18 protein-coding genes are annotated in these 25,842 nt (G+C 36.9%); 4 read left to right on the top strand and 14 right to left on the bottom strand.

All coding sequences use genetic code 11. From position 1 onward, the window contains the following. Window positions 1-135: 135 nt before the first annotated feature. Window positions 136-762, bottom strand: coding sequence for a hypothetical protein (locus tag OM074_RS00380; protein ID WP_301197280.1), 627 nt, complete (start codon window positions 760-762; stop codon window positions 136-138). 142 nt (window positions 763-904) lie between these two features. Here OM074_RS00380 and OM074_RS00375 point away from each other — a divergent pair, with 142 nt between their 5' ends. From OM074_RS00375 to OM074_RS00365, 3 genes are all read left to right on the top strand, one after another. Beyond that, window positions 905-1,492, top strand: coding sequence for an LURP-one-related family protein (locus OM074_RS00375; RefSeq protein ID WP_301197279.1), 588 nt, complete (start codon window positions 905-907; stop codon window positions 1,490-1,492). 262 nt (window positions 1,493-1,754) lie between these two features. Then, window positions 1,755-3,593, top strand: coding sequence for a DUF3858 domain-containing protein (locus OM074_RS00370; protein WP_301197278.1), 1,839 nt, complete (start codon window positions 1,755-1,757; stop codon window positions 3,591-3,593). 48 nt (window positions 3,594-3,641) lie between these two features. Further along, window positions 3,642-5,591, top strand: coding sequence for a DUF3858 domain-containing protein (locus tag OM074_RS00365; protein WP_301197277.1), 1,950 nt, complete (start codon window positions 3,642-3,644; stop codon window positions 5,589-5,591). A gap of 57 nt (window positions 5,592-5,648) precedes the next feature. On the opposite strand, the gene OM074_RS00360 is transcribed toward OM074_RS00365, so the two are convergent. The 3 genes from OM074_RS00360 to OM074_RS00350 all read right to left on the bottom strand — a co-directional run bounded on the left by OM074_RS00360 (window position 5,649) and on the right by OM074_RS00350 (window position 9,114). Next, the gene (locus tag OM074_RS00360) at window positions 5,649-6,749 is read right to left on the bottom strand and encodes a TlpA disulfide reductase family protein (RefSeq protein ID WP_301197276.1); all 1,101 of its coding nucleotides are present in this window, start codon (window positions 6,747-6,749) and stop codon (window positions 5,649-5,651) included. A 22-nt stretch (window positions 6,750-6,771) separates the two neighbouring features. Continuing rightward, complete coding sequence (gene meaB, locus OM074_RS00355; protein WP_301197275.1) at window positions 6,772-7,884, bottom strand: methylmalonyl Co-A mutase-associated GTPase MeaB; 1,113 nt, start codon at window positions 7,882-7,884, stop codon at window positions 6,772-6,774. A 132-nt stretch (window positions 7,885-8,016) separates the two neighbouring features. Then, window positions 8,017-9,114 carry a DUF1573 domain-containing protein gene (locus OM074_RS00350; RefSeq protein WP_301197274.1) on the bottom strand — a complete coding sequence of 366 codons (1,098 nt, stop codon included), beginning with the start codon at window positions 9,112-9,114 and terminating at the stop codon, window positions 8,017-8,019. Between the two features lie 399 nt (window positions 9,115-9,513). Between OM074_RS00350 and lpdA the strand changes: the two genes are divergently transcribed. After that, on the top strand, window positions 9,514-10,905 hold the full coding sequence (lpdA, locus tag OM074_RS00345; protein ID WP_301197273.1) for a dihydrolipoyl dehydrogenase: 1,392 nt from the start codon (window positions 9,514-9,516) through the stop codon (window positions 10,903-10,905). Between the two features lie 81 nt (window positions 10,906-10,986). Here the strand turns inward: lpdA and OM074_RS00340 are convergent, their stop codons facing one another. The 10 genes from OM074_RS00340 to OM074_RS00295 all read right to left on the bottom strand — a co-directional run bounded on the left by OM074_RS00340 (window position 10,987) and on the right by OM074_RS00295 (window position 25,735). Next, entirely contained in the window at window positions 10,987-12,876 is a 1,890-nt protein-coding gene (locus OM074_RS00340) for a sensor histidine kinase (protein WP_301197272.1), read from the bottom strand. A 236-nt stretch (window positions 12,877-13,112) separates the two neighbouring features. Next, window positions 13,113-14,777, bottom strand: coding sequence for a nucleoside kinase (locus OM074_RS00335; protein WP_301197271.1), 1,665 nt, complete (start codon window positions 14,775-14,777; stop codon window positions 13,113-13,115). A 114-nt stretch (window positions 14,778-14,891) separates the two neighbouring features. Next, window positions 14,892-17,690 (bottom strand): excinuclease ABC subunit UvrA, encoded by a 2,799-nt coding sequence (gene uvrA / locus OM074_RS00330; protein ID WP_301197447.1) that lies wholly within the window; start codon window positions 17,688-17,690, stop codon window positions 14,892-14,894. A gap of 182 nt (window positions 17,691-17,872) precedes the next feature. Further along, window positions 17,873-18,928 carry a lytic transglycosylase domain-containing protein gene (locus OM074_RS00325; protein WP_301197270.1) on the bottom strand — a complete coding sequence of 352 codons (1,056 nt, stop codon included), beginning with the start codon at window positions 18,926-18,928 and terminating at the stop codon, window positions 17,873-17,875. Between the two features lie 277 nt (window positions 18,929-19,205). Next, window positions 19,206-20,309 (bottom strand): 4-hydroxythreonine-4-phosphate dehydrogenase PdxA, encoded by a 1,104-nt coding sequence (pdxA, locus tag OM074_RS00320; RefSeq protein ID WP_301197269.1) that lies wholly within the window; start codon window positions 20,307-20,309, stop codon window positions 19,206-19,208. A 207-nt stretch (window positions 20,310-20,516) separates the two neighbouring features. Continuing rightward, window positions 20,517-21,971, bottom strand: a complete 1,455-nt coding sequence (locus OM074_RS00315) for a leucyl aminopeptidase family protein (protein WP_301197268.1) — start codon at window positions 21,969-21,971, stop codon at window positions 20,517-20,519. A 152-nt stretch (window positions 21,972-22,123) separates the two neighbouring features. Next, complete coding sequence (locus tag OM074_RS00310; protein WP_301197267.1) at window positions 22,124-22,522, bottom strand: hypothetical protein; 399 nt, start codon at window positions 22,520-22,522, stop codon at window positions 22,124-22,126. A gap of 83 nt (window positions 22,523-22,605) precedes the next feature. Further along, window positions 22,606-23,622: a DUF4837 family protein gene (locus OM074_RS00305; protein ID WP_301197266.1), complete on the bottom strand. Its 1,017-nt coding sequence runs from the start codon at window positions 23,620-23,622 to the stop codon at window positions 22,606-22,608. A gap of 50 nt (window positions 23,623-23,672) precedes the next feature. Continuing rightward, window positions 23,673-24,836 (bottom strand): lytic transglycosylase domain-containing protein, encoded by a 1,164-nt coding sequence (locus tag OM074_RS00300; protein WP_301197265.1) that lies wholly within the window; start codon window positions 24,834-24,836, stop codon window positions 23,673-23,675. 2 nt (window positions 24,837-24,838) lie between these two features. Next, a complete protein-coding gene (locus OM074_RS00295; protein ID WP_301197264.1) occupies window positions 24,839-25,735 on the bottom strand; it encodes a DUF8429 coiled-coil domain-containing protein in 897 nt (298 codons plus the stop codon). Window positions 25,736-25,842 lie beyond the last annotated feature (107 nt).

Here is a 25,842-nt window from a genome sequence, read left to right as displayed (position 1 = left end):
TTGTACAATCCGAGCTCCTTCATTTAATGAATTAGTTCACTGTATTAATTTTTACGAATCTTGTTGAAACCAATAGGGGGCAATTTGCCGTTAAAAGAGATTGATCGCATTATAGAACAATTTTTATTAAAGACTTCACAGCAATACTTCCACTCCAATATGAAAATCGGTATAATTCAAATCAAAATCTCCCATCGCAGTTTTATCTGAAGCATTGGCAATATTTATTGCTCCATACGGTTGAAGTTTTATGCTGCCGAGTTTTAAACTAGCTCCGGCCTGTAGTTTTCCTCCAATATTTGAAGCTTGATAACCTTCAAATTTCATATTGTTGTACATCACTCCGGGCGAAATAAAGAAAGCATTTTTCCCAGAACCAACAGGGAAATAAATTTTGGGAGCAATTCCCGGCGAAACCCTGGAGAAAGAAAAATAATAGTCTGCCTCATCATATATCCATTTAGGAGCCCAGGCTGCTTCTAAAAAAATACCCAGATCAATATTTTGAGTCATTTTAAAATACAATGATGCCCTTCCACTAAAATTCATATATATTTCCTTTGTTCCCGAATATATATCATACCCCTGTAACTGTTCGCTTATATAATCGTTAACATCATCCGGATAAAAAAAACCAAATCCAATACCAAAACCAAAGTATATTGGTTTTGAATCCGATGCGTAAACAGTATTGATTTCTTGCCCAGGCACATTAAGCGCTAATGCAAAAAGAAAAATTATGGTTGTAAAGAAGATTCTCATAATAACTATTGTTATTCAGGTTGTAAATTTAAATATACGCTACAAGTTACAAATAAAAATAGCCGACTTAAAAAACTTTCGTTATTTTGGCACGATTACTCATTAAATAATTTCAAAAAGAAATTTTATAAATCACAAAAACATGAATTCCATATTAAACAAAAATCTATTCTTTGTAAAAGAACATGTTGGCATGTTTAAAGCGGCCAATAACTATGATATCTATAATCCCGACACTCAGGAAATGATAATGACTTGCAGGGAAAACAACCTTGGATTTTTTACCAAATTACTGCGTTTTACAGATTATAAAAGAATGACTCCATTTTGTGTGGAGATAAGGACGGAGGCTGGAGAAAAAGTGTTAACTGTTAAAAGGGGCATTGCTTTTTTTGTTTCTACAGTGGAGGTGTTTGATGAAAACGATGCCCTTGTAGGAAGGTTTAAGCAACGCTTTTTTTCGATAGGAGGCAAGTTTAATTTATTTGATGCAAACGATAATATGCTTTGCGCCTTGAAAGGAAAATGGACTAGTTGGGACTTTAAATTTATAAAAGATGAAGTGGAATTTGCTCATGTTAGCAAAAAGTGGGCAGGATTAGGAAAAGAAATGTTCACTACAGCTGATAATTACATGCTTCAGATAGATGAAAGGGTACCTTCCGGAAGTCCTATCCGATTAATGATTTTGGCTGCTGTTATGTGTATTGATATGGTACTGAAAGAATAATGACAGGGGTAAAAATATTCCAGTTTGTTATGCGAGGATACAATATTTTTGAATTTTGTTGTATCCTCGCAACGTTTATAGAGCTTGGTCAAACTGCATTTGAGTGCCAATTCAATGTTTATTTGTGCCATTAATCAACAACTAACCTGAGTATATTTAATGTTTATAGTTCGAATGTATACCTTCGTAAAATATTCGACACATATTGTTTGTTTTTTTAGTATCTTGGTTTAGCAAAGAAAGAAAACAACCTTATTTTAATATGTGGAAAAAAATACCCCTACTCTTACTATTTATTTCAACTAGCTTATTGGCTCAAAAATACGATGCGGAAATTGTCAATTTCAACACTATCATAAATTACAACGGCAGGAATATAAAAGAAACTTATGAATATGAAATACAGATAAACAATGGTGCCGGAACAAAATACGCTGAAATTGAAATCTTTTATCAGCAGGGGAATAATCCAAATAACCTGGTTGCCGAAATTTATGATATGTCCGGTAACAAAATCCGCACCTTAAAAAAGAAAGAAATAATTAATACTACAGCACAAAGTGGAATAGAGTTTCATACAGATTACCGCTTGCTGAAATTTGACTTGATACATAACCGGTTTCCTTACATTATAAAATATAGTTATTCAACAATATTTAATGATTTTATTTCCCTGGCAGATTGGAAACCAAGTGGAGATACCAGGCTCAGCACAAGGAAATCCAGGTTGACATTAAATATACCGTTAGGAACACCTATTAGTATAAATCAGCACAAAGTGGACTCTGCTCAAATAGTAAGTTTGAATGATGTGGATTCCTATACATGGGATATTGTTGATTATGTACCAGATAAACCAGAGTCGTTTTCTCCTCATCAACAAGATGTATCGCCTTATGTAGAAGTTATGCCCAAAGAGTTTAGGTATGGAATAGCTGGCAATAGTACATCGTGGAAGGAATTTGGAAAATGGAAGTATAAACTAATCGAGGGGCTTGATGACCTTTCGCAGGATGAGGTAAATAAGGTACATCAACTTACTGATTCAGTTTCATCAACAAAGGAAAAGGTTAAAATACTATATCATTATTTGCAAGATAACACACGTTATATTTTAGTGTCGCTTGATAATGGGGGACTTGTACCTTATCCTGCAACATATGTCTGTGAAAACCGTTTTGGCGATTGTAAGGCTTTGTCAAACTATATGAAGGCTTTACTAAAAGAGATCAATATTGATGCTTATTATACAACCATTTACTCTGGTATTAAACCTGATAAAGTGAACAGGGACTTCCCATCGCATCAGTCAAACCATATTATTCTTTGCGTCCCTTTAGATCAGGATACCATATGGCTTGAATGTACAGATAAAACAGCACCCTTTAATTACCTTGGAGGATATACTCAAAACCGGTTGTCGTTGGTAGTAAGGGAAAATGACAGCAAGCTGGTAAAAACCCCGCAACATGATATTTCAAATGCCCTGGAAAGCTATGTTACTCATATTTCTTTTACAGAAGCAGGCGATGCAAGATTTACCAGTGATGCTATTGTATATGGTCTTGGATTTGACAGGTTGAAATCTTTTGATACCCAGCTTTCGAGTAAAGACAAAGAGCAATATATAGATGAGTTGGGCATTATGGACAAAACCGATATTGTGCAATTTGATATCAGCAGAGCTAACAGAGACTCTGCATATATCAGGTTGCACCTTGACGGGGCTGTGCACGATTTAACTGAAAAATTATCGCAACAAACACTATTAAAGCCCTTTAAACCGATCAGGTATAACCTTAATAAACCAGAGGACAGAAAAAACGACATTCTTGTTTATTACCCAATAAATAAGTGTGACACGGTTATATATCAGTTTAGTCATAATATTACTGAAGTAAAAGGTTTAACAGAAAACAATATAGAAACAAATTTTGGCAGGTATATCAGATCGTTCAAAACAGAAGAAGATAAACTATATGTTTTTCGTACGTTCGAGGTTTTTCAGGGAAACTACCCCAAAAGTGATTATAAAGAATTTTATCAATTCATACAAACATCAATAAAAGAAGATAACAAAAAAATACTGATTAAAATGTAGTAATACCTACATCGTTTTTTTAGTATTTATTATAAACCATTAAGTTATATGCGAAAACTATTTTTAACTCTAATCATTTTAACAGCAATTTTTATTACTAATGCTCAAACGCCTCCTGAAGAAAACCATGATTCAGGAATGCGGTTAACACAGTGTTCTTTTGAACCCAAAGCACCTGCCGTTGTCATATTCGACAAAGGGAAGGTTAGTTTTGTAAGAAACGACGCTGGTTTTGATATTAAATACACAAGGCACAAACGAGTTAAGATCTTTAAAGAATCAGCTTTTGACCAGGGGGAAGTTGAGATTCCATTATATATAGGCGAAAGTGAAATGGAAACTGTTAAGGATATTTCTGCCACTACATATTATTTTAACGGGAGTACTCTGGAACAAACGCAACTTGATCAGGAGCAAATTTTTAAAGAGCCGGTCAATAAACATTGGTATATGAAAAAGTTTGCAATGCCCGACTTAAAAGAAGGCTGTATCATTGATTATAGTTATACCGTGTATTCACCATTTTTATTTAATCTGCCGGATTGGGAATTTCAAAATGACTTGCCCACTATTTACAGCGAATATAAAACTTATATGATTCCTTTTTATTCCTATACCTACAGGGCGCAAGGATTTTCTTCCTTTGATGTTTATGAAAGCCAGGAATCCAAAGGTATGGAAAGGCAGTTTATGAACCTTTCTTTTAAAGATTTGGAATACACTTTTGGAATGAAAAATATTCCTTCATTTACTGACGAAAGTTTTATATCCTCTCGATCAGACTATGTGAAGAAAATTGATTTCCAGCTATCTGAAATAAATTATCCTTCAGGCTACTCTCAAAAAGTATTAACCACATGGCCTGCTCTGGCAAAAGATTTTATGGATCATGAATGGTTTGGGAAGTATATCAAAAAATCAGAAAAACTGGGGAGCAAGAATTTTTCAAGTCTTGCAGGTAAAACTGATATGGAAAAAATAGAAGCCGTAGTACAGCATATGAAATTAAACTATAAACACAATGGTAGAAATGATAAATGGGCTTTAAAGAGTATTAAAGAATTTACTTCTCAAAAAACGGGAAACAGTGCAAATATAAACCTGATGGCATTGGGAATTCTCAAAAGTCAGGGGGTTAATTGTAGGCCTGTAATCATAAGTACACGTGATCACGGAAAAGTATACAACGACTTTCCCTTTGCCGATGTTTTTAATGATGTACTGATATTGGCAACGGTTGACAATGAAACTATGCTTATTGATGCAACAGATCCTTATTGTCCTACCAATATAATTCCAGCTAACTGCTGTAATGGTAAAGGTTTTGTAGTTGATGAAGAAAAAGAACAGTGGGTAAACATTTATAATACGTCACCCTCAAAAAACAGTACTATTCTTGTTTATAATTTTAATCCGGAACAAGCTATTTTAGAAGGAAAAGCAACTGTTAATGCTACTGGCCATATTGCTATAGATAAAAGAAAAAGCTTTACTAAAGATGAAGAGAAATTTGTAAATAGCATAAAAGCTGAAGGACTGGATTTGGAAGGTGAAATTGCTATAACTTCAAATGAAACTGACCAAAATTTTAATTTTGAATTTGATTTTACCAGCCATGTTGACCAGATTGAAGACCAATATATTTTTAGTCCTTTTATTAAGTTTCCGATAAAAGAAAATCCTTTTAAACAGAACAAAAGGGACTATAGTATTGATTTTGTTTATCCGTCCTTCAAGTTATACCAGGCCCATATAAATGTACCGGAGGGATATGAAATTGAAAAGATGCCTGATTTATTTTCAAAAGTTACCAAAAATGCATCCTTTGAATTTAAGGCCATAAAACAAAACAGTAATACTATTGTAATATCTGGCAATTATTTAATTAAAAAAGCTATTTATCCGGCAGAGGCTTATCGCGATTTGAAGATATTCTATAAAAACCTTACAGAAAAGCTCAATCAAAGCATTGTGATTAGAAAAGAAGAACAGATATAAAAAAAAAGGCGCCCTTTTGAGGGCGCCCTTTTAAGTCTTTATGAAAACAGAGTTTTATTAATTCAATAACTCAGCAAGCTTTTCATCCAAAGCTTCTCCACGTAGGTTTTTAGCAATAATTTTTCCCTCTTTATCTAAAAGTACAGTAAAAGGAATGCCTTGAACTCCGTAAGTTTGGGCAATGTCACCTTTTGCGTCAATAACCTGGTTCCAAACCAATCCATCTTCTTCAACTGCTTTTTTCCATGCTGCAGAATCACGGTCAAGAGATACGCTTAATACATCAAATCCTTTGCTTGCGTAAGCATTAAAAGCCTTAACAACATTAGGGTTTTCGCCTCTACAAGGCTTACACCATGAAGCCCAAAAATCAACTAATACATATTTTCCTTTTAAAGAAGATAGTGAAATAGCTGCCCCATTAATGCTTTCTAGTGTAAAGTCAGGAGCAATTGCACCAACTTCGGTTGCTTTTTTTGCAGCTTCTGCCTTCTCTACGGCTTCTAAAGATTCTTTTAAGTTAGTTACATACATATGGTCGCCCAGGTTGGCTTCAAAATCAGCCACTAAACTTTTAAGCTCGTCAAACTCCATGTCGCGTGCAGCCTGATTGGCAAGGTAAGCACTTACGATGCTTCCGGTGTTATTTTTGATAAACTGTAAAAAGAAAGCTTTTTGCTCTTCCATTAATTCGTTAGCTTCAGTTCTTAAAGCTCCCATTTTATCCTTGTCATTGGCCATCATTGCTTTTTGGAAATCCGCTTGCAATTCTTCCAGCCTTGCTCTTCCCGGTAGCTCTTTCATAAAACCAGCCATTAGTTCATTGGCCTCTGTTCCGGTAATTTCAGCTTCGCTCATTTTATTGATATCAGCAACTTTTATGTTGATATTGGCATTTTCGCCAAAGAACATGATAGGCGCTTTGTTATCATCAACAAATATTAAATAAACCTGAGGTACCTCTTCGCTACCCGTAAAAGTAAATTTTCCTTCAACTATCTGGGCTGTATCAATTGGAGCAGGTCTTCCGTTTTCAAGCTTTTGAAGTACAGCCTGTCCTTCGGTTACTCCTTCAATAGTACCCTCTATGGTATAAGTTTTTTGCTGACAAGCAACAAAAGAAATGGCTAGGATAGCCACTAAAAGTAATTGTTTCATTATTTGATTATTTAAGTGATTTCTATTTATTGATCTTGTTAAAATACATATTTAAAAGTTCTTGTGCCGCAGCAAATGAACTTACCTCATTATCTGTTACTTTCTGTTCAAACGTATTTATTGCTTTTTTTATTTCACTATTGTGATAAAAGCTGGACTGCAGCGCTTCGTTTATGGATTCTAACATCCAGTATTTTGATTGCTCGCTACGGCGCTGTGCAAAATAACCATTTTTATTTGTTTTGTCAGCATACTCCAATACCATATCCCACAATTCTGCAATACCAGTATTTTCTAATGCAGAACAGGTCTTCACTATAGGTGTCCAACCTGATTTTGTTGGAGGAAACAAATGTAAAGCACTTGTATACTCCGCTTTTGCCATGCTTGCTCTTCTTACATTGTTTCCATCGGCTTTATTGATGGCAATGGCATCGGCCATTTCCATAATTCCGCGCTTTATTCCTTGTAGTTCGTCACCAGCTCCGGCCAGCATAATCAACAAAAAGAAATCCACCATTGAGTGGACGGCAGTTTCAGATTGGCCAACTCCAACTGTTTCAATAAAAATAGTATCGAACCCTGCTGCCTCACAAAGAATAATGGTTTCTCTTGTTTTTCTGGCTACACCACCTAGTGATCCTGCAGAGGGGGAAGGGCGTATATAAGCTTTGGGATGCGCTGATAGTTCTTCCATCCTGGTTTTATCTCCCAAAATACTTCCCTTTGAGCGTTCGCTGCTGGGGTCAATAGCCAATACGGCCAGCTTTCCCCCTTTGTTAATAACATGCATACCCAGTGCTTCAATAGTAGTGCTTTTACCTGCTCCGGGAACTCCTGTGATACCTAATCGTAGTGAATTTCCTGCAAAGGGCAGGCATTTTTCTATAATCTGTTGGGCAATTTTCTGGTGATCAGGCCTGGCACTTTCAACCAAGGTTACAGCCTGGCTTAACAATGTAATATCTCCTTCTCTAATCCCTTCAAAAAACTGGTCTACAGTTGGCAGCTTTCTTTTTTTTGCAAGAAAACGTTTTGCTGCCGCTGAATTTACCGTTTGAACCTGCTCTACTCCTTTATTTACAACAAGATTTTTAAAATCGTCATGGTTTTCTATATGATCATCATGCTGCATACTAAATCCTTTCTGTTTATTTGATGCGAATTTACATTTTATAAATGATAAACCCTGAATTAATTAAATTTTATAAAAAAACGGAGTGCCTTTGCTGGCACTCCGTTTTTAGTATTGCGGTGTTTTAATATTCTACTTAACCTCTGATGCAGGAACTTCTACAGTTCCTTGTATTCTTAACAAGATATTGCTTGCCAATGGGTCGTTTGTTATTACTGTTACCGATTTGTTTTGTCTGCCTGTTTTACCACGTGAGTTAAACTCGGCTTTAATTGCTGTCTTCTCACCAGGAGCAATTACTGTTTTGTCAGGCTTGATAGCAGTACAGCCACATGAGGCTTTTACTTTTCTGATAATTAAATCAGATTTGCCCGTATTGGTAATGTAAAAAGTGTGAGATGCTTTTTCTCCTTGCTTGATGGTGCCAAAATCAAATATTTTGTTGTCAACATTAATCTTGGCGGCATTTGCTTTTTGGTCAGCACTCCATTTATTGAAATCTTCCTGGATATTGGCATTTACACTAATCCTGTTTTTGTAGTTTACCTCTCCATTAAAAGTGATAAAGATCTGATCATAAACAAAGCCCCAATCATTTTTCTTTGATGCATCATAAGTGGCAACTAATTTTCCTTTTTCGCCTGGTTTAAGGACTTCAGGTTCTGCCTTTATAATAATGTGATCCGGAACCCTTGTAAATCCGATAGTCAGATCTTTATCCGATGGATTTACGATATCCACCTCTTCAGTTTTACTACCCTTGGGTTCAATCCTGGTAAAGCTGATATGTGATGTTTTCATCCTTAATTCCCCAATTTGTCGGGGATATATATCTTCAATGGTTTTGGGACGGGCTTCTACCTTTCCTGTAATCCTCAATAAGGTGTTTTGAGGTTCTGTGTTTGCTGTAATAGTAATGGTTTTGTTAAAATTTCCAGGACGGTTAGAAGGATCAAAAGTAGCCTTTACAAAGCCGGTGCCTCCGGGAGGAATTGGCTTTTGAGTCCATTCTGGTGAGGTACATCCGCAACTGGCCCTTACATTATGTATTACCAAAGGTTGGCCTCCTGTGTTGGTGAAAGAAAATTGATGGGATACTTTTCCTTTTTCTTCTTTGATTTCTCCAAAATTATGGAGCGTAGTATCGAAAGAAAAGGTTGGTTTGTTATGTTGGGCATTAACAGCCATTATGCATATACATGCAACAAAACCTAAAATTAACTTCTTCATTTTCAGAATTATTTTGCTTATTCAATATTTGTTTTAATCGCTTTTTTATTACGGGTTCAGTATGGTTTTGTTTGGTTTTATGAGTAAAAGTCATACAAATCTAATAAAACAGATGAGTTATAGTACAAAATTTTGGAACATTAACAAGTTGTTAACACCAAAAGAGTGCATACTGATTGTTGACTTCCGTAATCAAATTGTTTACATGGTAATGCTCAAAGTTGGATGTATGTATTTTCTAATGAAACCAGGCTTTTGAGGCAAGGCTAACCGATGTCATTGTAATTAGTTACAATATATAATTATTTTGATTTGTGATCCAACCCAACCTTTTAACCTTAACTTTGTTAGTTATATGCGAAATAATGAAAAAAAGTGTAAAATATTAAACTTTATAATATGCAATACGATTTAGTTGTTATAGGGAGTGGTCCCGGAGGATATGTAGGAGCTATCAGGGCTTCGCAATTGGGTTTAAATGTGGCTGTTGTTGAAAAATCAGAACTTGGTGGAATATGCCTGAACTGGGGTTGTATTCCTACAAAATCGCTGTTAAAAAGTGCATCAGTATTTGAATATCTAAAAGAAGCTGAATCGTATGGCGTTAAAATAGAAGGGGAAACCAAAGCTGATTTTGAAGCCATGGTTCAACGCAGCAGGGGAGTTGCTGATGGGATGAGTAAAGGAATCCAGTTTCTTTTAAAGAAAAACAAAATTGAGGTTATCAATGGTTTTGGAAAATTGATCGACAACAAAACTGTTGAAGTAAAGAAAGAAGATGGCACAAGTGAAACCGTTTCTGCAAAGCATATTTTGTTGGCTACAGGAGCCCGTAGCAAAGAGTTGCCAAACCTGCCTCAGGATGGAGTTAAGGTTATAGGGTACAGAAAGGCTCTTACTCTGGAAAAACAACCAAAATCAATGATAGTAGTTGGATCGGGGGCAATAGGTAGTGAATTTGCCTATTTTTACAATGCCATTGGAACCAAAGTTACCTTGGTTGAATACCTTCCTAATATTGTACCTTTGGAAGATGAAGAGGTTTCCAAACAATTAGGTCGCTCCTTTAAAAAGGCAGGTATCAAAGTAATGACATCTTCTGAAGTTTTGAGTGTTGATACTACTGGAGATGCTGTAAAAGCTATTATTAAGTCAAAAAAGGGAGAAGAAACCTATGAGGCAGATGTTGTACTGTCGGCTGTTGGGATAACTCCCAATATTGAAGGAGTCGGATTGGAAGAAGTAGGGGTTGAGATGGAAAACGGAAAGATCAAGGTTGATGAATTCTATCGGACTTCTGTTGATGGAATCTATGCCATTGGCGATATAGTGCCTGGTCAGGCCTTGGCACATGTAGCTTCTGCTGAAGCCATTACTTGTGTGGAAAAGATTGCAGGTCACACACCTGAGCCAATAAACTATGGCAATATTCCTGGGTGTACCTATACCTCTCCGGAAGTGGCTTCAGTTGGGATGACGGAAGTTGCTGCAAAAGAAGCAGGATATGAATTGAAAATAGGTAAGTTCCCATTTACTGCTTCAGGGAAGGCAAGTGCTGCCGGTCATAAAGATGGATTTGTCAAATTGATTTTCGATGCCAAATATGGTGAGTTGTTGGGTGCCCACCTTATTGGTGCCAATGTAACTGAAATGATTGCAGAGCTTGTGGTTGCCAAGAAGCTTGAAACCACGGGGCATGAGTTAATTAAAGCTATCCATCCCCACCCAACCATGTCAGAGGCGATTATGGAGGCTGCTGCAGCTGCTTATGATGAAGTGATTCATATATAATACCGTATAAGATATTACTTCCCTTTTCTGTTTATTTAGGAAAGGGAAGTATACCATTGCCTTACCATAATTTTATACTTTTCAAACCCTGTTGACATGAGGAATTACAAAGTAAAAAGTTGATCCTTTCTTTTCTACACTTTTAAACCACATATCACCACCCATAATTTGTACCAGGGATTTGGAAATACTAAGTCCCAATCCAACGCCTCCGTGTTGGCCATCATACAGTTGGTCAATCCTACGGAATCTTTCAAAAACGAAACTCCTTAGTTCCTGGGGTATACCAATACCGTAATCTTTAACAAAAAACAAAAAATAGTAATCGTGGCTCAAATTACTATCATCACCTAGTTTTTCAGCAACCTCGTTTTTAGTAATCAAATGGTATCCAATAGTAATAGTGCCTGAAAAAGAATATTTGATTGCATTGCTTACCAGGTTCTGTAATATCTGGTTTAGCCTCATCTTATCTGTATATATAATCTGGGGCTCGTTTTCGTAATTGCTTACACGTATTCCAAGTTTTGGTTTTCGCTGGTGGTCAATTTGGATTGTGTTTTGCTGGGCAAGGCTTTCTAAAAACTCAGGTATATTAACTTCGCTGTAGTTTAATTTTACTTCATTGGAGTCAATTAAGGATAAATCAAGTAGTTCATTCACAAGACTTTCTAATATTTTTGAGCTATCGCTTATACATCTGATATATTCAGCTTCTGCGTTATCTTTATTTTCGAATTCCGCTGCCAGAATATCAGAGAAACCTATGATGGAATTTAAAGGAGTACGGAGCTCGTGGGAAATATTTGCAATAAGTGCTGTTTTCACAGATTCTGATTGGATGGCCTTGTCCCTGGCTTCTTCAAGAATCAGTTTAAAACGTTTTAACTTTCTGTTGCTGACAATGAGGGCTATTATTATCAGCACTACAGCCAAAACAATCATTGAGTTTACAAAGAATAGCTTGCCATACAGGACAATCCATGATTTTTTGGTATTGACAATAGTTGAATTTCTTGGTAATAATGGCTCCTTGATTCCAAATTTGCGAAGCTCAATATCATTAAAATACAATTTAGGTGTTGGGTAAATAATTCGCTGATCTATAAATTCTCCATTAAGAATTTTGATAACCAATTGGGCTGCAACTTCACCATGTTCCCGGCCCATGTTTTTTTCACCGCCCACAATTCCTTTAATGTTTTTAAACTGACTGGAAAATATCGGGATATTACAGGAGTCGCCCAGTAAACGCAAATATTCTTCAAAGGGAATATAGCCACGCTTTGAGAAATAATTGAGGTTAAAAAGAAAAACCATATTGTTATCCGACAATGTAGATAGGTGGTATTTAATTGAATCTGATGGAACATCATAAACTAAATTAAAAACAGGCTCCTCATGCTCCTCTTGGTAAGTCCTGGTTAACTCGGCATATGTTTTACTTGTTACAGTACTGTCTAAATATACTGTAATTGTATCCCTATCCGGGAAAAAACGATGCATTGTATAAAAAATCAGAGGTAAACCCCTAAGCTCGGCAACACCATAAGCACCCAGTTTTTCGACTGGATAATTATCAACATTGGCTAGGCCGGAAAAAACAAAGGGTTTGTTTCGAAAAAGGGAAGAATCTCTATAAGTAAGGTAGAAATCCATCGCATTATTGTCGGATACTACAATAACATCAAAATTAACGGTTTGATATTTTGTGGTGAGGTAGTTGTGGAAATTTATAAACGTGGTTTCGTCTAAAAACCTTTTGGTATCCATAAACTCAAGGAAATAATTAATGTTCCCGGCTGAGTCTAATTTGGATCTTATTCCTTCCACCACTTCGTCGGTCCATGAATATCCCATGTGGTAAGAGTTAATTACCAATACATTTCTTTGGTTGTTGCTGGCCTTTAGTTCAATAAAGCTCCAAAACAACAAAAAGAGAAACAAAGGATGGCTGAATGAGACTTTCATATTTTACACCGCTTTTTTAATCAATATAGCAAAAAAATATGGCTATGTCTAGTATCTGAAAAGTTCAAAATACAATGTGTCATATATTAAATGATTACAGATTATCAATTAGAAAAAAGAAAAAACTTATAGACCAGGCAGGAATAGGATCTGGTAAATTGGGATAATATTCCTGCCTGGTACATGAATTTGCTATTGCAAGGTTCTTTGTTATACTGTTTTTAACACAACCTGAATTAATATTTAAAGCTACTGCCTCCTAAAAATTCGCGGATTATAGAAGTAGGAGGGATGTTTGCATCGTTAATATGCTTAAAATAACTGAAAAAATACAGCAGCCTGTTTGCTTCTGCATATTCCGGTTTGATGTTTTCCACTTCAAGTAAAATTGGTTCTGCATAATGTTTTAGAACGGCAAATTCGTATAGTAAAGCAGTGTTAAACATCACATCAGCTTCTTCCTGGTATGGGAAAATATGTTTTTCTTCCCCCCTTCGTACGCTTTGCCATCTCGAAATGGTTTCGGCAGCTGAATAATTTCGGTAACGGTAATCCCGAACAATCCTCCTGATCAGTCTGTTGTCGGTAGTTGGGATTCTGTTGTGGTCATCAATATTTATTGAGGTTAATGCCGAAGCATAAATCTTAAACTTAAATGAATCAGATATTGAGTGGGTTAATTTAGGGTTCAGACCATGAATTCCCTCGATCACCAAAATTTGATCATCCTCAAGCTGTACTTTTGTTCCATCGTAAAAGCGTGAACCTGTTTCAAATGAAAACCTGGGTATCTCAACCTCTTCACCTTTTAAAAGCCTGCTTAGGTCTTCGTTAAACTGCTCTACATCCAGCGCTTCCAGTGCCTCAAAATCCAATTCTCCGTTTTCATCAAGCGGGGTTTGGTCCCGGTCAACAAAATAATCATCCAAAGAAAGGGTTTGTGGTCTCAAGCCTGCTACCATCAGCTGTATGGCTAAGCGTTTGCTAAAGGTGGTTTTGCCGCTTGAAGATGGACCACTTATCAGAATAATCTTGACTTTGTCCTTTCTGTCGGCTATCATATCTGCAATCTGTGCTATTTTTTTTTCATGTAAAGCCTCCGATACCTTTATGAGTTGTTCTGTACCCCCAATTTGCTGTTGAACATTTAAATCGTTTATATTGGTTACTTTCAATACCCTATTCCAGTTGCTGTATTCCTGGAAAATCTCGAACATCTTCTTTTGGATAATTAACCCCTCCACCTCTTCGGGCATAAACCTCTTGGGGATCTGTAGCAATATCCCATTGTAATATTTGTTAACATCAAATACTTCAAGGTAACCAGTTGAAGGAACCAAATAGCCATAAAATGAAGCAATACTACCGTTTAAGGAGTAATATGATGAATAAGACTGTCCCCTGCTTTCCAATAGTCCTATTTTATCTTCAAAACCATACTGTTTAAAGCGTTTTATAACATTGGGGGTTTCTTTTTCATGATATAGAAACGGAAGATCTTTTTCTATCAGGCTGCGCATGTATTCAACTATGGAATTTACATTATCCACCGTTACTTCATCACATCCCTGAAGTTCGCAATACACTCCTTTTGATACAGAATGTTCTACCCTTAGTTTGACTCCGGGCAATACTTCTTCAATGGCATAATAAAGTAAATAAGAAAGGCTGCGGATATACATGCGCATCCCATCCGGATGGGTAATGTCGATAAACTCGATAGTAAGCGGGTTGAAAACTTCGAATGATAGTTGCTCCAGTTTGTTGTTTACCAAGGCGCCTAAAACTTTACCTCGTAAGGATACTCCCTGGTCTTTGGCAATGTCTTCTAGTGTAATTCCCCTATTGTATTTTTTATATGTGTTGTTATTGATACACCTTATTTTTACTTTTTGTCCCATATTTTCTGATTGTATTAATAAGAACTAAAGTAAGCATTTTTTTTGCATGATGTAATTCTGCAATAGATAGCAATATTCAGCTTTCTATATTTCTTTGATATCGCTTTCCTACCGCTATCCTTTTAGTTCTTCTTTAAGGTACTTTGCTGTATAGCTCTTTTTGTTTTTAGCAACTTGTTCTGGTGTGCCTTCGCAAAGTATTTCTCCACCAAATCTGCCACCTTCCTTGCCAATATCAATAATATAATCTGCCACTTTAATTACATCAAGGTTGTGCTCAATTACAATCACAGTGTTGCCTTTGTCAACCAGCCTGTTTAATACTTCCAGCAAAACCCGGATGTCTTCAAAGTGCAATCCTGTTGTAGGTTCATCCAGTATGTAAATGGTTTTTCCGGTATCTTTCTTGGCGAGTTCGCTTGCCAGTTTTACCCGCTGCGATTCACCTCCGGAGAGAGTGGTTGAGGGTTGTCCTAATGTTATGTAGCCCAAGCCAACCTCTTGCAGTACTTTTAGTTTTCTGGCTATTTGTGGGATGTTCTCAAAAAAATCAACCGCCTGGTTAATAGTCAAGTTTAGTATGTCGCTTATTGATTTACCTTTATACCTAACTTCCAGGGTTTCCCGGTTATAGCGTTTGCCGTGGCATTCAGGGCACTCAACCATTACATCCGGCAGAAAATTCATTTCTATTATCTGAACCCCGCCACCTTTACATGTTTCACATCTTCCGCCAGCCATGTTAAAAGAGAACCTACCCGGTTTGTAGTTTCTGATTTTAGATTCAGGTAGTCCGGTAAATAGCTTCCTTATTTCATCAAATATCTTGGTGTATGTAGCCGGGTTCGACCTTGGTGTTCTTCCAATAGGTGACTGGTCAACATCAACCACTTTATCAATATTTTCTAGTCCATCAATCTTTTTATAGGGGAGGGGGTCTTTTACGGCATTGTATACATGTTGATTTAAGATTGGATATAATGTTTCATTAATCAATGTGGACTTTCCACTACCGGAAACGCCTGAAACACAAATTAATGTACCTAAAGGGAAAGTAGCGGTTATCCCTTTTAAATTATTTCCTGAGGCTTTATGCAGAACCAGGTTTTTACCATTTCCTTTCCGTCTTTTTTCTGGGATTACTATTTTTCTTTTATTGTTGAGGTAATCTGCAGTTAAGGTGTTGTTTTGAATCACTTCTAAAGGAGTTCCCTGGGCAACAATTTCACCCCCATGTCTACCGGCATAAGGTCCCATGTCAATTAAATAGTCGGCCTGGAGCATCATGTCTTTATCATGCTCCACAACCAGAATCGTATTGCCAGTGTCTCTTAACTGTTGGAGAGAATGGATCAGCTTATGGTTATCGCGCTGATGTAAACCAATACTTGGTTCATCCAGGATGTACAGTACATTTACCAGCTGTGATCCAATTTGTGTAGCCAGTCTGATCCGTTGGCTTTCACCACCCGAAAGGGTCATGGCACTCCTGTTTAACGATAGGTAGCCCAGCCCTACATCAAGCAAAAAGCCTAGTCTGCTCCGGATTTCTTTTAGTATTTCAACCGCTATGGCTTTTTGCTTTTGGCTCATATGCATCTCTACATCCTCAAACCATTCTGTCAGCTGACTTAAATCCAGCCCGGAGAGGTCTGCAATATTTTTGTCATTCAGCTTAAAATGTAGTGCTTCTTTGTTAAGTCTTTGGCCATTGCATTCAGGGCATTTAGAGTTGGTAACAAACTGCATGGCCCATTTTTTTGCTTTTTTAGAAGTGTCGTTAGCCTGCTGTTGAAGAATATATTTTATAACCCCTTCAAAACTTATAAAATAATTAGAATTGGTTCCAAGTGGGGTGTTTTTTAGGGTAATAGGTTCGCTTGAGCCATGAAGAATAGTGTCCAGTGCTTCCTCTGGAATATCCCTAATAGGTGTTTTTAAGGTAAAGCCATGCTTTTCGGCAATGGCTTCCATTTGCCAAAAGATAAGGGTATTCTTATATTTTCCTAAAGGCGCAATCCCTCCTGCATGAATGGTTATTAAGTCATCAGGGATTACTTTTTCAATGTCAACATTGTCGATTACCCCAAGCCCTTTACACTTATTACATGCTCCTTGCGGCGAATTAAAAGAGAAGGAGTGGGGGGCGGGCTCGTTATATGAAATCCCGGTTGTAGGGCACATCAGTTTTTGGGAGTAGAACTTGGCCTCATCGGTTTGAGTATCCAGAATCATCATGATTCCTTTCCCGTTTTTCATGGCCAGATCAACAGAGTCGGATAAACGCTTGGTGTCTTTTTCGGAGACCTTTATTCGGTCCACCACCATTTCAATGCTATGGTTTTTATATCTATCCAGTTTGTAACCATGGCTTAACTCAATTACTTCTCCATCTACCCTGGCATGCAAATACCCTTTCTTCCTTATTTGTTCAAAAAGCTCTTTGTAATGACCTTTCCTATTGTGAACCAATGGAGCTAAGATCATCACTTTCTTTCCTTTGAAATTTTCCTGTATGAGCGATAATATTTTTTCGGTAGTATATTTTACCATCTTTTCGCCGGTGTTGTATGAAAAGGCATCAGAGGCCCTGGCAAAAAGGAGTCTTAAAAAATCATATATTTCGGTAATAGTACCAACGGTTGAGCGGGGATTTTTATTGGTTGTTTTTTGCTCAATGGAAATAACAGGGCTTAATCCGGTAATTTTATCAACCTCCGGCCTTTCCATATTGCCCAGGAACTGCCGGGCATAGGCTGAAAATGTTTCAATATACCTTCTTTGTCCTTCTGCATAGATGGTATCAAAAGCCAACGAGGACTTTCCGCTACCACTCAGGCCTGTAACTACAACTAATTTATTCCTTGGGAATTCAACATCTATATTTTGCAGGTTATGTACCCGTGCACCCATGACGGTTACAGCACCTTCTTCCACAAACTCCTCCGATTCGGTCCTTGATGTTACCTTGTTGTTTTCCATATTATAACTTGCCCGTTAAATTGAGAAAACAAATATACAATAGAAAATAGATATTAAATAATGCATGGGTGCTTCACGAAGCAATACTCCAATAAAAGCCGGTTACTAAAAAATTATTGCTTAATGATAAGCGATTGTTTTTCCATTTTCATCTCCTTGTTTTCTATAGAGATAGGTTTTGCAGCCTCATTGTCCTGTGCTAAAGTTTTTTCTTCTTTAATAAGACCTTTGGGCAAAGCTATTTGGTACGTTTTCTTATACCTGTTGGTCAGGTTGTTTTCGCGTAGCCATGGGTTTAAATCTTTAAATTCCTTATAAGAAATTCCATAGTTGGCTGCAAAGTTGGCAATGTTAGCCAGTGTGCTATCTATTTGTATTGTTTGGGTAGCAATGGTTGGATATTTATCATTGTCATCCACATGAAATCCATATTCCACAGGGTGTGAAAGGATTTCTTTAATGGCAAGGATGCGATATACATAACGTCCGGTTTCTTCACCCAGAAGTAAATTGTAATAGCTGTCCGCTTTTTGTCGGTCCAATTGGTTGCTTATTCCCCTTTTGCCGGCATTGTAAGATGCAGCAACCAGGGTCCAGTTGTTATATTTCGCATAAGCCTTTTTTAGATATTTACAAGCTGCCACGGTGGCTTTTTCGAGGTGATATCTTTCATCAACTTCGCTGTTCACCTCCAAACCATATTCTTTTGCAGTTGCAGACATAAACTGCCAGATTCCGGAAGCTCCTGCCGGAGAAACAGATCGGGGCATCAATCCACTTTCAATGACAGCAAGGTATTTAAAATCATCGGGTACACCCTGTTCTTTTAATATGGGTTCAATTATCGGGAAATAACGATTACTTCTTTTAACAAACAACACAGTTTGCGATTGCCAGTAAGTATTGATTAATAATTCACGGTCAAAACTTTCTTTTACCCAATGTTTGTCAACGGGAACCGGTTCTCCGGCAAATGATAGGTCATCCGGTATTTTTAATGAAAATATGGAGTAACTATCTTTAAAGGTAGGCAGCATTGTTTCTGTATTGTTAGTTGCCGGATCTCCGGAATATACAAATAAATTAATGACTAAAAATACAGCTATAATACTGGTTGATAAGGTTAGTATTTTGATATATATACTGGTTTTGTTATTGTTTTCGTTCATTTTCCCCACATTAAAAAATCTCAAATTTACACTACATATCCATCTCAAAGGGTAAAAATACCCTGTATTGGTAAAAGACTCGCTAAAATATTCTTTTTGATTAAAAACTGCAAGTTGTGTTGCTAATAGAAATACGCTTTATATCAAATTTTGTTTTGCAGATAATGGGTAAAAATGCATTTATTTTAAAAAAAACATTTTATGGGCTCCCTTTGTCGCAATAAAAATCCCATATCGCCAGGCAATATGGGATCTTGAAATAATATTAAATGTCTTCTTATATTTGTTCTTCTTCTGATTCTTGCGGCAGTGTTTCGTCCAGTTTATCATCCATTTTACTAATGTCGTATGATTTCAATGGGTTTTTTGATAAGTCTTTATAGGAAGAGCGGTTCTTAAATACATCAACAGCCAAATATACCGACTGGCGGAAAGATTCCTCATCAGCCAGACCTTGTCCCGCAATTTCAAAGGCCGTTCCGTGATCCGGTGACGTTCTGACAATAGGTAGCCCGGCCGTAAAATTAACTCCCGATGAAAACGATATGGTTTTAAAGGGGATTAATCCCTGGTCGTGATACATGGCCAGTACTGCATCAAATTTTGACAGGTTATTGGAACCAAAGAAGCCATCAGCAGGATATGGCCCTAAGGCAACGATGTCCTTTTGCTTTGCTTCTTCAATTGCCGGGATGATAGTTTCGAGCTCTTCTTTTCCAATCAATCCGTTATCACCGGCATGAGGATTTAATCCTAAAACTGCAATCTTAGGTTTTCGAATGGTAAAATCCTCCTTCAGTGTTTTGTTCAGGATTTTTAGTTTTGACAATATTTTCTCTTTTGTTACCGCCTGTGGAACTTCAGCAATGGGTATATGCCCGGTAACCACACCAACCTTTAATACATCACTTACTAATAACATTAGCGATTCCCTCGACTTGAACTCTGTTTGGAGATACTCGGTGTGTCCGGGGAAATTAAAGCTGTCGGACTGGATATTTTTTTTGTGTATAGGAGCTGTTACCAATACATCAATTTTACCTTCTTTTAAGTCGGCCACAGCTGAACTTAATGCTGCATAGGCAGCCTCTCCACCCATTTTGGTTTCTTTTCCCAGTTCAACCCTAACATTGTCATCAACACAGTTAATAATGTTAACCCTTTTGGGATGGGCCTCTGCTGCACTTTTAACATTGTTTAGGCTAAAGTTGGTGATATTTAGTGTCTTGCGATGATATGCAGCCACTTTTGATGAGCCATATATTATAGGTGTACATATATCAAACATCCTTGCGTCGCCCAAAGCTTTAAAAATCACTTCGTATCCGATTCCATTAATATCACCATGGGAAATTCCCAATCTTATTTTATCCGTTTTCATATTCTATAAGTTTGAAGCATGAAGTCTGAAGCATGAAGTAAAATTACTTAAGCTATCAACTTTGGCCTTTAGCCCAAACGCTCTTATTATACCAGAACCTTTAGTTCTTGTTGCTTAAATCACTAATTAATGCGTAAATATCGAAATTTTTACCAAAGAATTACCCTGTTTAGCATACTTTTTCACTCTGGCTTGCTAATTCATGAATTAAACAGGTTGGAGCGTTTTTTCAACAACAGACTTGAAGAAATGGTACAATAGCCTAACGCCAACTCCGGAACCTCCTTTTCCTCGGTAGCTGCTTTCTTTCATGTGAAATGAAGGTCCGGCTATGTCCAGGTGTATCCATGGGAAATCCACAAAGTTTGACAGGAATTTACCGGCTGTTATAGCCCCGGCTTCTCTGCCTCCCAGGTTTTTAATGTCTGCGATATCCGATTTTATCAGTTCATCGTAATCATTCCAAAACGGAAACTTAACAACCCGTTCATGTGTTTTATATCCCTGTTGTTCCAGCTCATCAAAAACTTTATCATCAGCAGTTCCCATTCCAACTGTACCATATTCACCAATTGCCATTACAGCAGAGCCTGTTAAGGTTGCCAGGTCAATTACTAGTTCTGGTTTGTATTTATTGGCGTAACTTAATGCATCGGCTAAAATCAAGCGGCCTTCGGCATCTGTATTCAGCACTTCAACTGTCATGCCGTTATGCATGGTTAATATATCTCCCGGAACTATGGCGTTTTCACCCGGGCGGTTGTCGGTGGCCGGAACCAAACCAATTACATGAACAGGCAAGTTGTTTTTAGCCACAGCACTTAATGTTCCAATTACAGAGGCAGCCCCTCCCATATCACTTTTCATCGTGTCCAGGCTTCCTGGAGGTGTTTTCAGGTTGATTCCTCCTGTGTCAAATACAACTCCCTTTCCAACTAAAACATAAGGCTTTTCATTAACTGCATTTGCCGGCTTCCATTCAATAACCGTAAAGGTTGGTGGATCAATACTTCCTTTATTTACGCCTAACAGGCCTCCGAATTTTAGAGACTCTATCTTGTTCTTGTTAAAAACCTCTACATGAAACCCGTCCGTTTTTGATTGTTCTACAACAAATTCACTTAATTGCACTGCATTAAGCCTGTCTACAGGTTCGTTTACGAGGTTGCGTGTAATGTACACGGCTTCAAGCAGATTGTTTAGTTCGTTTATTTCACACCCCGTAACAGCAGGGCTCGATACACAAATTTCTTTTAGTTCCTCAGTTTTCTGATCTTCTTTTTTGCTTTTATAATAAAGGAAAGAATATGCACTCAAGGCAATGCCTTCACATAAAGCGATAGTTCTTTCTTTACAACCTATCAAATCAACAATGGAAACATTAGTAGCCTCTTCTTTTTTTAGTTCTTTTAGAATCACATTTCCATCCATCCTGATTTTTTCATTTTCATCATTTCCAGAATCTGATGAGAAACGGACAAACACTTGCTGCGATAAGCGGTTAAAGTGAACAAGCGATTTGCTTTTGTCTGTTTTTTTGTTGATATATTTTATTTCTTCGTTGCTAAAATTAAAATCCTTTAATAAGGCAATGTTGTTAACAAGAAAAACAAGGTTGTTTTCCTGTTTTATCTCTATTTCTTTTTTTATAGTTGGTTGCATAATGATAATATTTAGCAGTTTGCCTATCTTTTTATGTGCTTAAGTATTGGCTGTTGTTAAAATTTGGGTGTCACAAACAGACCTGTTTCATAAAGAAAAACATCATAATTACAGAGCAATTACGATTAAATGATTTGTTAAAATATAAACTCCTATTCCAGTTCTTTGTTTAGCGTTCCCTTGTTCTGTTGCCTGAAAAAATCACGGGTAATCACTTTTTTAAGTTCCCGATGAATAATCAGCTCTGTTAATATCTCGCCAAATTCAACATCCTTCATTTCATGTTGATAATGGTTTATATCTTTTTGGCTGATATCAATCCGATATAAAAAATGCATAAAACGCTCCATGCTTTCAGTCATCAGGTTTTCGACGTGATGTTTCATTTGTCCGAACAATTCGTCATAAAACACAGTTGCTTTACCTGAAAATTGAATCTCCAGACCAAACTCCGCAAAATCTTTTTGAATCTGGAAGCCAGTTTCAACAATCAGCTCATTTTTTCGCGAGGCTTTTTGAAGATCTTTTCTTGAGGTTGCTGGAAAATTCATATGTTTTCTAATTAGATCATACTTTTAAGATCGCAAGCCAGGCTTGTTTGTATTAACGTAAAACTACTGTTTGAAACAGATGTTTATTTCTTTTTGTCTTTCTTTTTCAAGTCGTATTCAGGGTTGTAGGACTGGAGGATGGCCTCAAGCTGACGAACCATATTGCGTTTTTTTGGTTTTTCAGGATTGTAAGAATATCCTTCGGTTACAATTACCTTATTCTTTTCTCTGTCCAGATGTGACATGCTAATAAATGGTCCTCCCATCATATCACCCTGCACTTTCCACAAACCTCGCAATACAACAGTGTTGGTGTCATGGGGAGTTTTAATAACCTGGTAGTTAACAGGAAAGATGTGTTCTGTTGTCATATAGGAACCTTCGTGTTCACCGGGAACCTGCTCCTTTAATATCTCATCTCTTTTATTCAATAGATATTCTTTAGAAAAGGATCCTTCTCCAACATAATCAAACTGATAAACCAGCAAACCCAGGCTTGACTTTGCTGTTTCATGCGACATCCATAAAAAATCATCAGATTCTTTTCGTAAGTCAAAATCGCGTGGCACTGTCATATAGAAGCCCCAATCATTTTTTACTTTATCGGTAAGTTTTTGATTAAATGCCTTACTGTAATATTTAGATAAACGTTCCCTTTCGGCCTTTGTAAAAAAGCCCACAAGTTTAAGTTCATTCTCCACAACCATTTGCTCAAAGCTTTCAATTGTTTTGGCATAGATCCTAACCAAAGCCTGTTGTTTTGCCCATGTGCCCCTGTAAAACTTAATGCCTTCTTCGGTAACTCCTTCTCCAACTTCAACTGTGATCAGGTTTCGATAGGTTTTCATAAAATCAGATAGAGCTCTGAAGGGGATTACTGAAACATCAAACATGGGTTCTTCTTGTGGTAATCCAATCATTGGCTGAACCATCATGTCCCATAATTTTTTTCCGGCCTCAGTATTTTTTACTTTGTCGTTCATTACAATCACCATAACGCCGGCCGCACCTGATGGAGTGGGTTTGTTTGAGTCAGGAGTTGTTTTGCATCCGGAAATTACATAGGCAATAATTAATATCAGTACTATAGATTTCTTCATGGTTTTAATATTTTTCAATTTTTCAAATGGTTAGTTTAATTATATAAGGATTACTTTTCAACCAGGTAGTCCACTTCATCCCGAACAAAGAAAAACCTGTTATAATCTTTAGATTTCCATATTACAAGTTTTTGTCCCGGATGCAGATTTTTTGTTTTCAAACTATTCCATTTCATAATATCTTCAATAGTACATTCATAATTAATGGCTATTTTATGAAAGTACTCACCTTTCTCAACATAATGATAAACCTTTTCTAGATTAGAAGGTTCATTGACATTATTTTGAACCTGCTCCCTGCCATAAATTGCAGGCTCGTTTTTAACAAACTGTTCTATGCTTTTTTTAGGAAGAAATATACTTACAGGTTTTGATTTAACAGCAATAACCCCCTTTGTATATGTAGGATTCAGAAAGCTCACTTCTTCAATTGTGGTACCAGAGGCATTTGCAATTTGTTGGAAAGACAATGTTTGGTGAATTACTACTGTGTCTGTTTCATGAAAACTATATTTGGCAGGCAATTCTTCAATGTCGTAATTTTCGGAATAAACCATTGAATACATGGCTCCAATAAAAGCAGGAACATATCCTTTTACCTGGTTTGGTAAATAAGGTCTTAAATCCCAGTAGTTTCTTTTGCCGCCGGAACGTTCAATAGCATTTTTAACCATCCCAACACCCCCATTATATGCAGCCAGCGCTAATTGCCAGTCGTTAAAATTTCGGAACAGGTACTCCAGATATTTACATGCAGCCTCCGTTGATTGTATGGGATCACACCTTTCATCTACATAGGTTGATACATTTAAATCGAACATGGTTCCTGCATGGTATAAAAACTGCCAAAGGCCTTTGGCTCCTGAGCTTGATTTTGCCCTTGGATCCAGGGCTGATTCAATTACTGCCAGGTACTTAAGTTCCATTGGAAGGTTGTATTTGTCAAGATATTCCTCAAAAAGAGGGAAATATAATTTTGATCGGCTGATGATATTGGCCAGGTGTTCCCTGCGTTTTACAGTGTATACATCGATATATGCCTGTACCGATTCGTTATAATCAAGCTGGATAGGCGTTTGGTAATTTAAGGCTTCAATACGTTTTTTAACCATCCACTCCGGAAACTGAGGGATGGATTTTTCCTGGGCATAACCACTTATACCACATAAAAGCAAAATAGCAAGTAATAATATTTTAGGATTAAGCATGGGCATAGTTACCTCAAATTAAACGTCATGTTTCCAATGTGATGACCATCGGCAAAAAGATCAGCTACATAATCACCCGAGGTAAGTTCACCTGCATCAACTTTGTAATATAAACATACATCCAATTCATCGCCACCATATTCTACAATCCTGCTTGCAGAAAAGTTAATTTCCTTATTTTCATGTTTAAACAAGTCTTGCTTTGAATGGTATAAAAGAGCCCCGTCAGGACGGAGCAAACGCAGGTAAACTAATTTTTCGCCAACTTCGGCTGTTATGTTTTTTTGAATAGTGAAGCAAATCCTGATTTTAGAAACCCTTGAAGCCCTGGTCGTACTTCTGTCTTTTGAATTTAATCCTGATGCCTCCATATTGTATGTTTCGAGTTTAGAGGCAATGTCTACTTTCTCTTCCAGGTTTTCTTTTTCTTTTTCCAGTTCTTTGTAGGAGGACTGTATGGTAGTTACTTTTCTACGAAATTGCTGATTTTCCTGCTCCAGTGCTTTGTTGGTCTGGTTTAAGGAATCGATTTGAACAACATAGTTTTTGAGCACTTTACGAAGCGAAGTCAGCTCTTTTTTATATTCCCTTATTTTAGATGAATTAGTTGCTTTTATGGTATGAATCTCTTCAATGAGCTGGGAAATTTTTTCGCGCTCCTTTTCCAACATCAAATTCAACGTGTCACTACTGGTTTTTAATGAGTCATAATCCAATGCCAGTGTTTCAAACTCCATGGTGAGCATATCCTTTTCCTCAACCATTTCATCTACCAGCATTTGCATCTCACTTTTATTTTTAAAATATAAAAACCCAAGAATGATAAGCAAAACGGCCGATATACTCCCGACAATTATGGCTGTTTTATGTGATTTTTGTGGATGTATGTTGTCTTGATTACTCATAATTTTTCAATAATTTTTCTAATCAGCGACAAATTTATCATTTTTTGGCATTCTTCATGTAATAACATGGGGTGGATTTAAATTTTATAAGGCGATTTTTAAATTGT

Source organism: Plebeiibacterium marinum (assembly GCF_026013615.1).
Taxonomy (GTDB): domain Bacteria; phylum Bacteroidota; class Bacteroidia; order Bacteroidales; family Marinilabiliaceae; genus Saccharicrinis; species Saccharicrinis marinus_A.
Note: the sequence above shows the minus strand (reverse complement) of the source record. Positions and strands in the feature narration are given on the sequence as shown.

Coding starts and splice junctions, on each gene's coding strand:
- OM074_RS00360 (WP_301197276.1), bottom strand. CDS start 6,749: ATGAAACAATTACTTTTAGTGGCTATCCTAGCCATTTCTTTTGTTGCT.
- OM074_RS00380 (WP_301197280.1), bottom strand. CDS start 762: ATGAGAATCTTCTTTACAACCATAATTTTTCTTTTTGCATTAGCGCTT.
- lpdA (WP_301197273.1), top strand. CDS start 9,514: ATGCAATACGATTTAGTTGTTATAGGGAGTGGTCCCGGAGGATATGTA.
- OM074_RS00325 (WP_301197270.1), bottom strand. CDS start 18,928: ATGAACGAAAACAATAACAAAACCAGTATATATATCAAAATACTAACC.
- OM074_RS00295 (WP_301197264.1), bottom strand. CDS start 25,735: ATGAGTAATCAAGACAACATACATCCACAAAAATCACATAAAACAGCC.
- OM074_RS00370 (WP_301197278.1), top strand. CDS start 1,755: ATGTGGAAAAAAATACCCCTACTCTTACTATTTATTTCAACTAGCTTA.
- OM074_RS00375 (WP_301197279.1), top strand. CDS start 905: ATGAATTCCATATTAAACAAAAATCTATTCTTTGTAAAAGAACATGTT.
- meaB (WP_301197275.1), bottom strand. CDS start 7,884: ATGCAGCATGATGATCATATAGAAAACCATGACGATTTTAAAAATCTT.
- uvrA (WP_301197447.1), bottom strand. CDS start 17,690: ATGGGTGCACGGGTACATAACCTGCAAAATATAGATGTTGAATTCCCA.
- OM074_RS00305 (WP_301197266.1), bottom strand. CDS start 23,622: ATGAAGAAATCTATAGTACTGATATTAATTATTGCCTATGTAATTTCC.
- OM074_RS00350 (WP_301197274.1), bottom strand. CDS start 9,114: ATGAAGAAGTTAATTTTAGGTTTTGTTGCATGTATATGCATAATGGCT.
- OM074_RS00340 (WP_301197272.1), bottom strand. CDS start 12,876: ATGAAAGTCTCATTCAGCCATCCTTTGTTTCTCTTTTTGTTGTTTTGG.
- pdxA (WP_301197269.1), bottom strand. CDS start 20,309: ATGAAAACGGATAAAATAAGATTGGGAATTTCCCATGGTGATATTAAT.
- OM074_RS00300 (WP_301197265.1), bottom strand. CDS start 24,836: ATGCCCATGCTTAATCCTAAAATATTATTACTTGCTATTTTGCTTTTA.
- OM074_RS00365 (WP_301197277.1), top strand. CDS start 3,642: ATGCGAAAACTATTTTTAACTCTAATCATTTTAACAGCAATTTTTATT.
- OM074_RS00335 (WP_301197271.1), bottom strand. CDS start 14,777: ATGGGACAAAAAGTAAAAATAAGGTGTATCAATAACAACACATATAAA.
- OM074_RS00310 (WP_301197267.1), bottom strand. CDS start 22,522: ATGAATTTTCCAGCAACCTCAAGAAAAGATCTTCAAAAAGCCTCGCGA.
- OM074_RS00315 (WP_301197268.1), bottom strand. CDS start 21,971: ATGCAACCAACTATAAAAAAAGAAATAGAGATAAAACAGGAAAACAAC.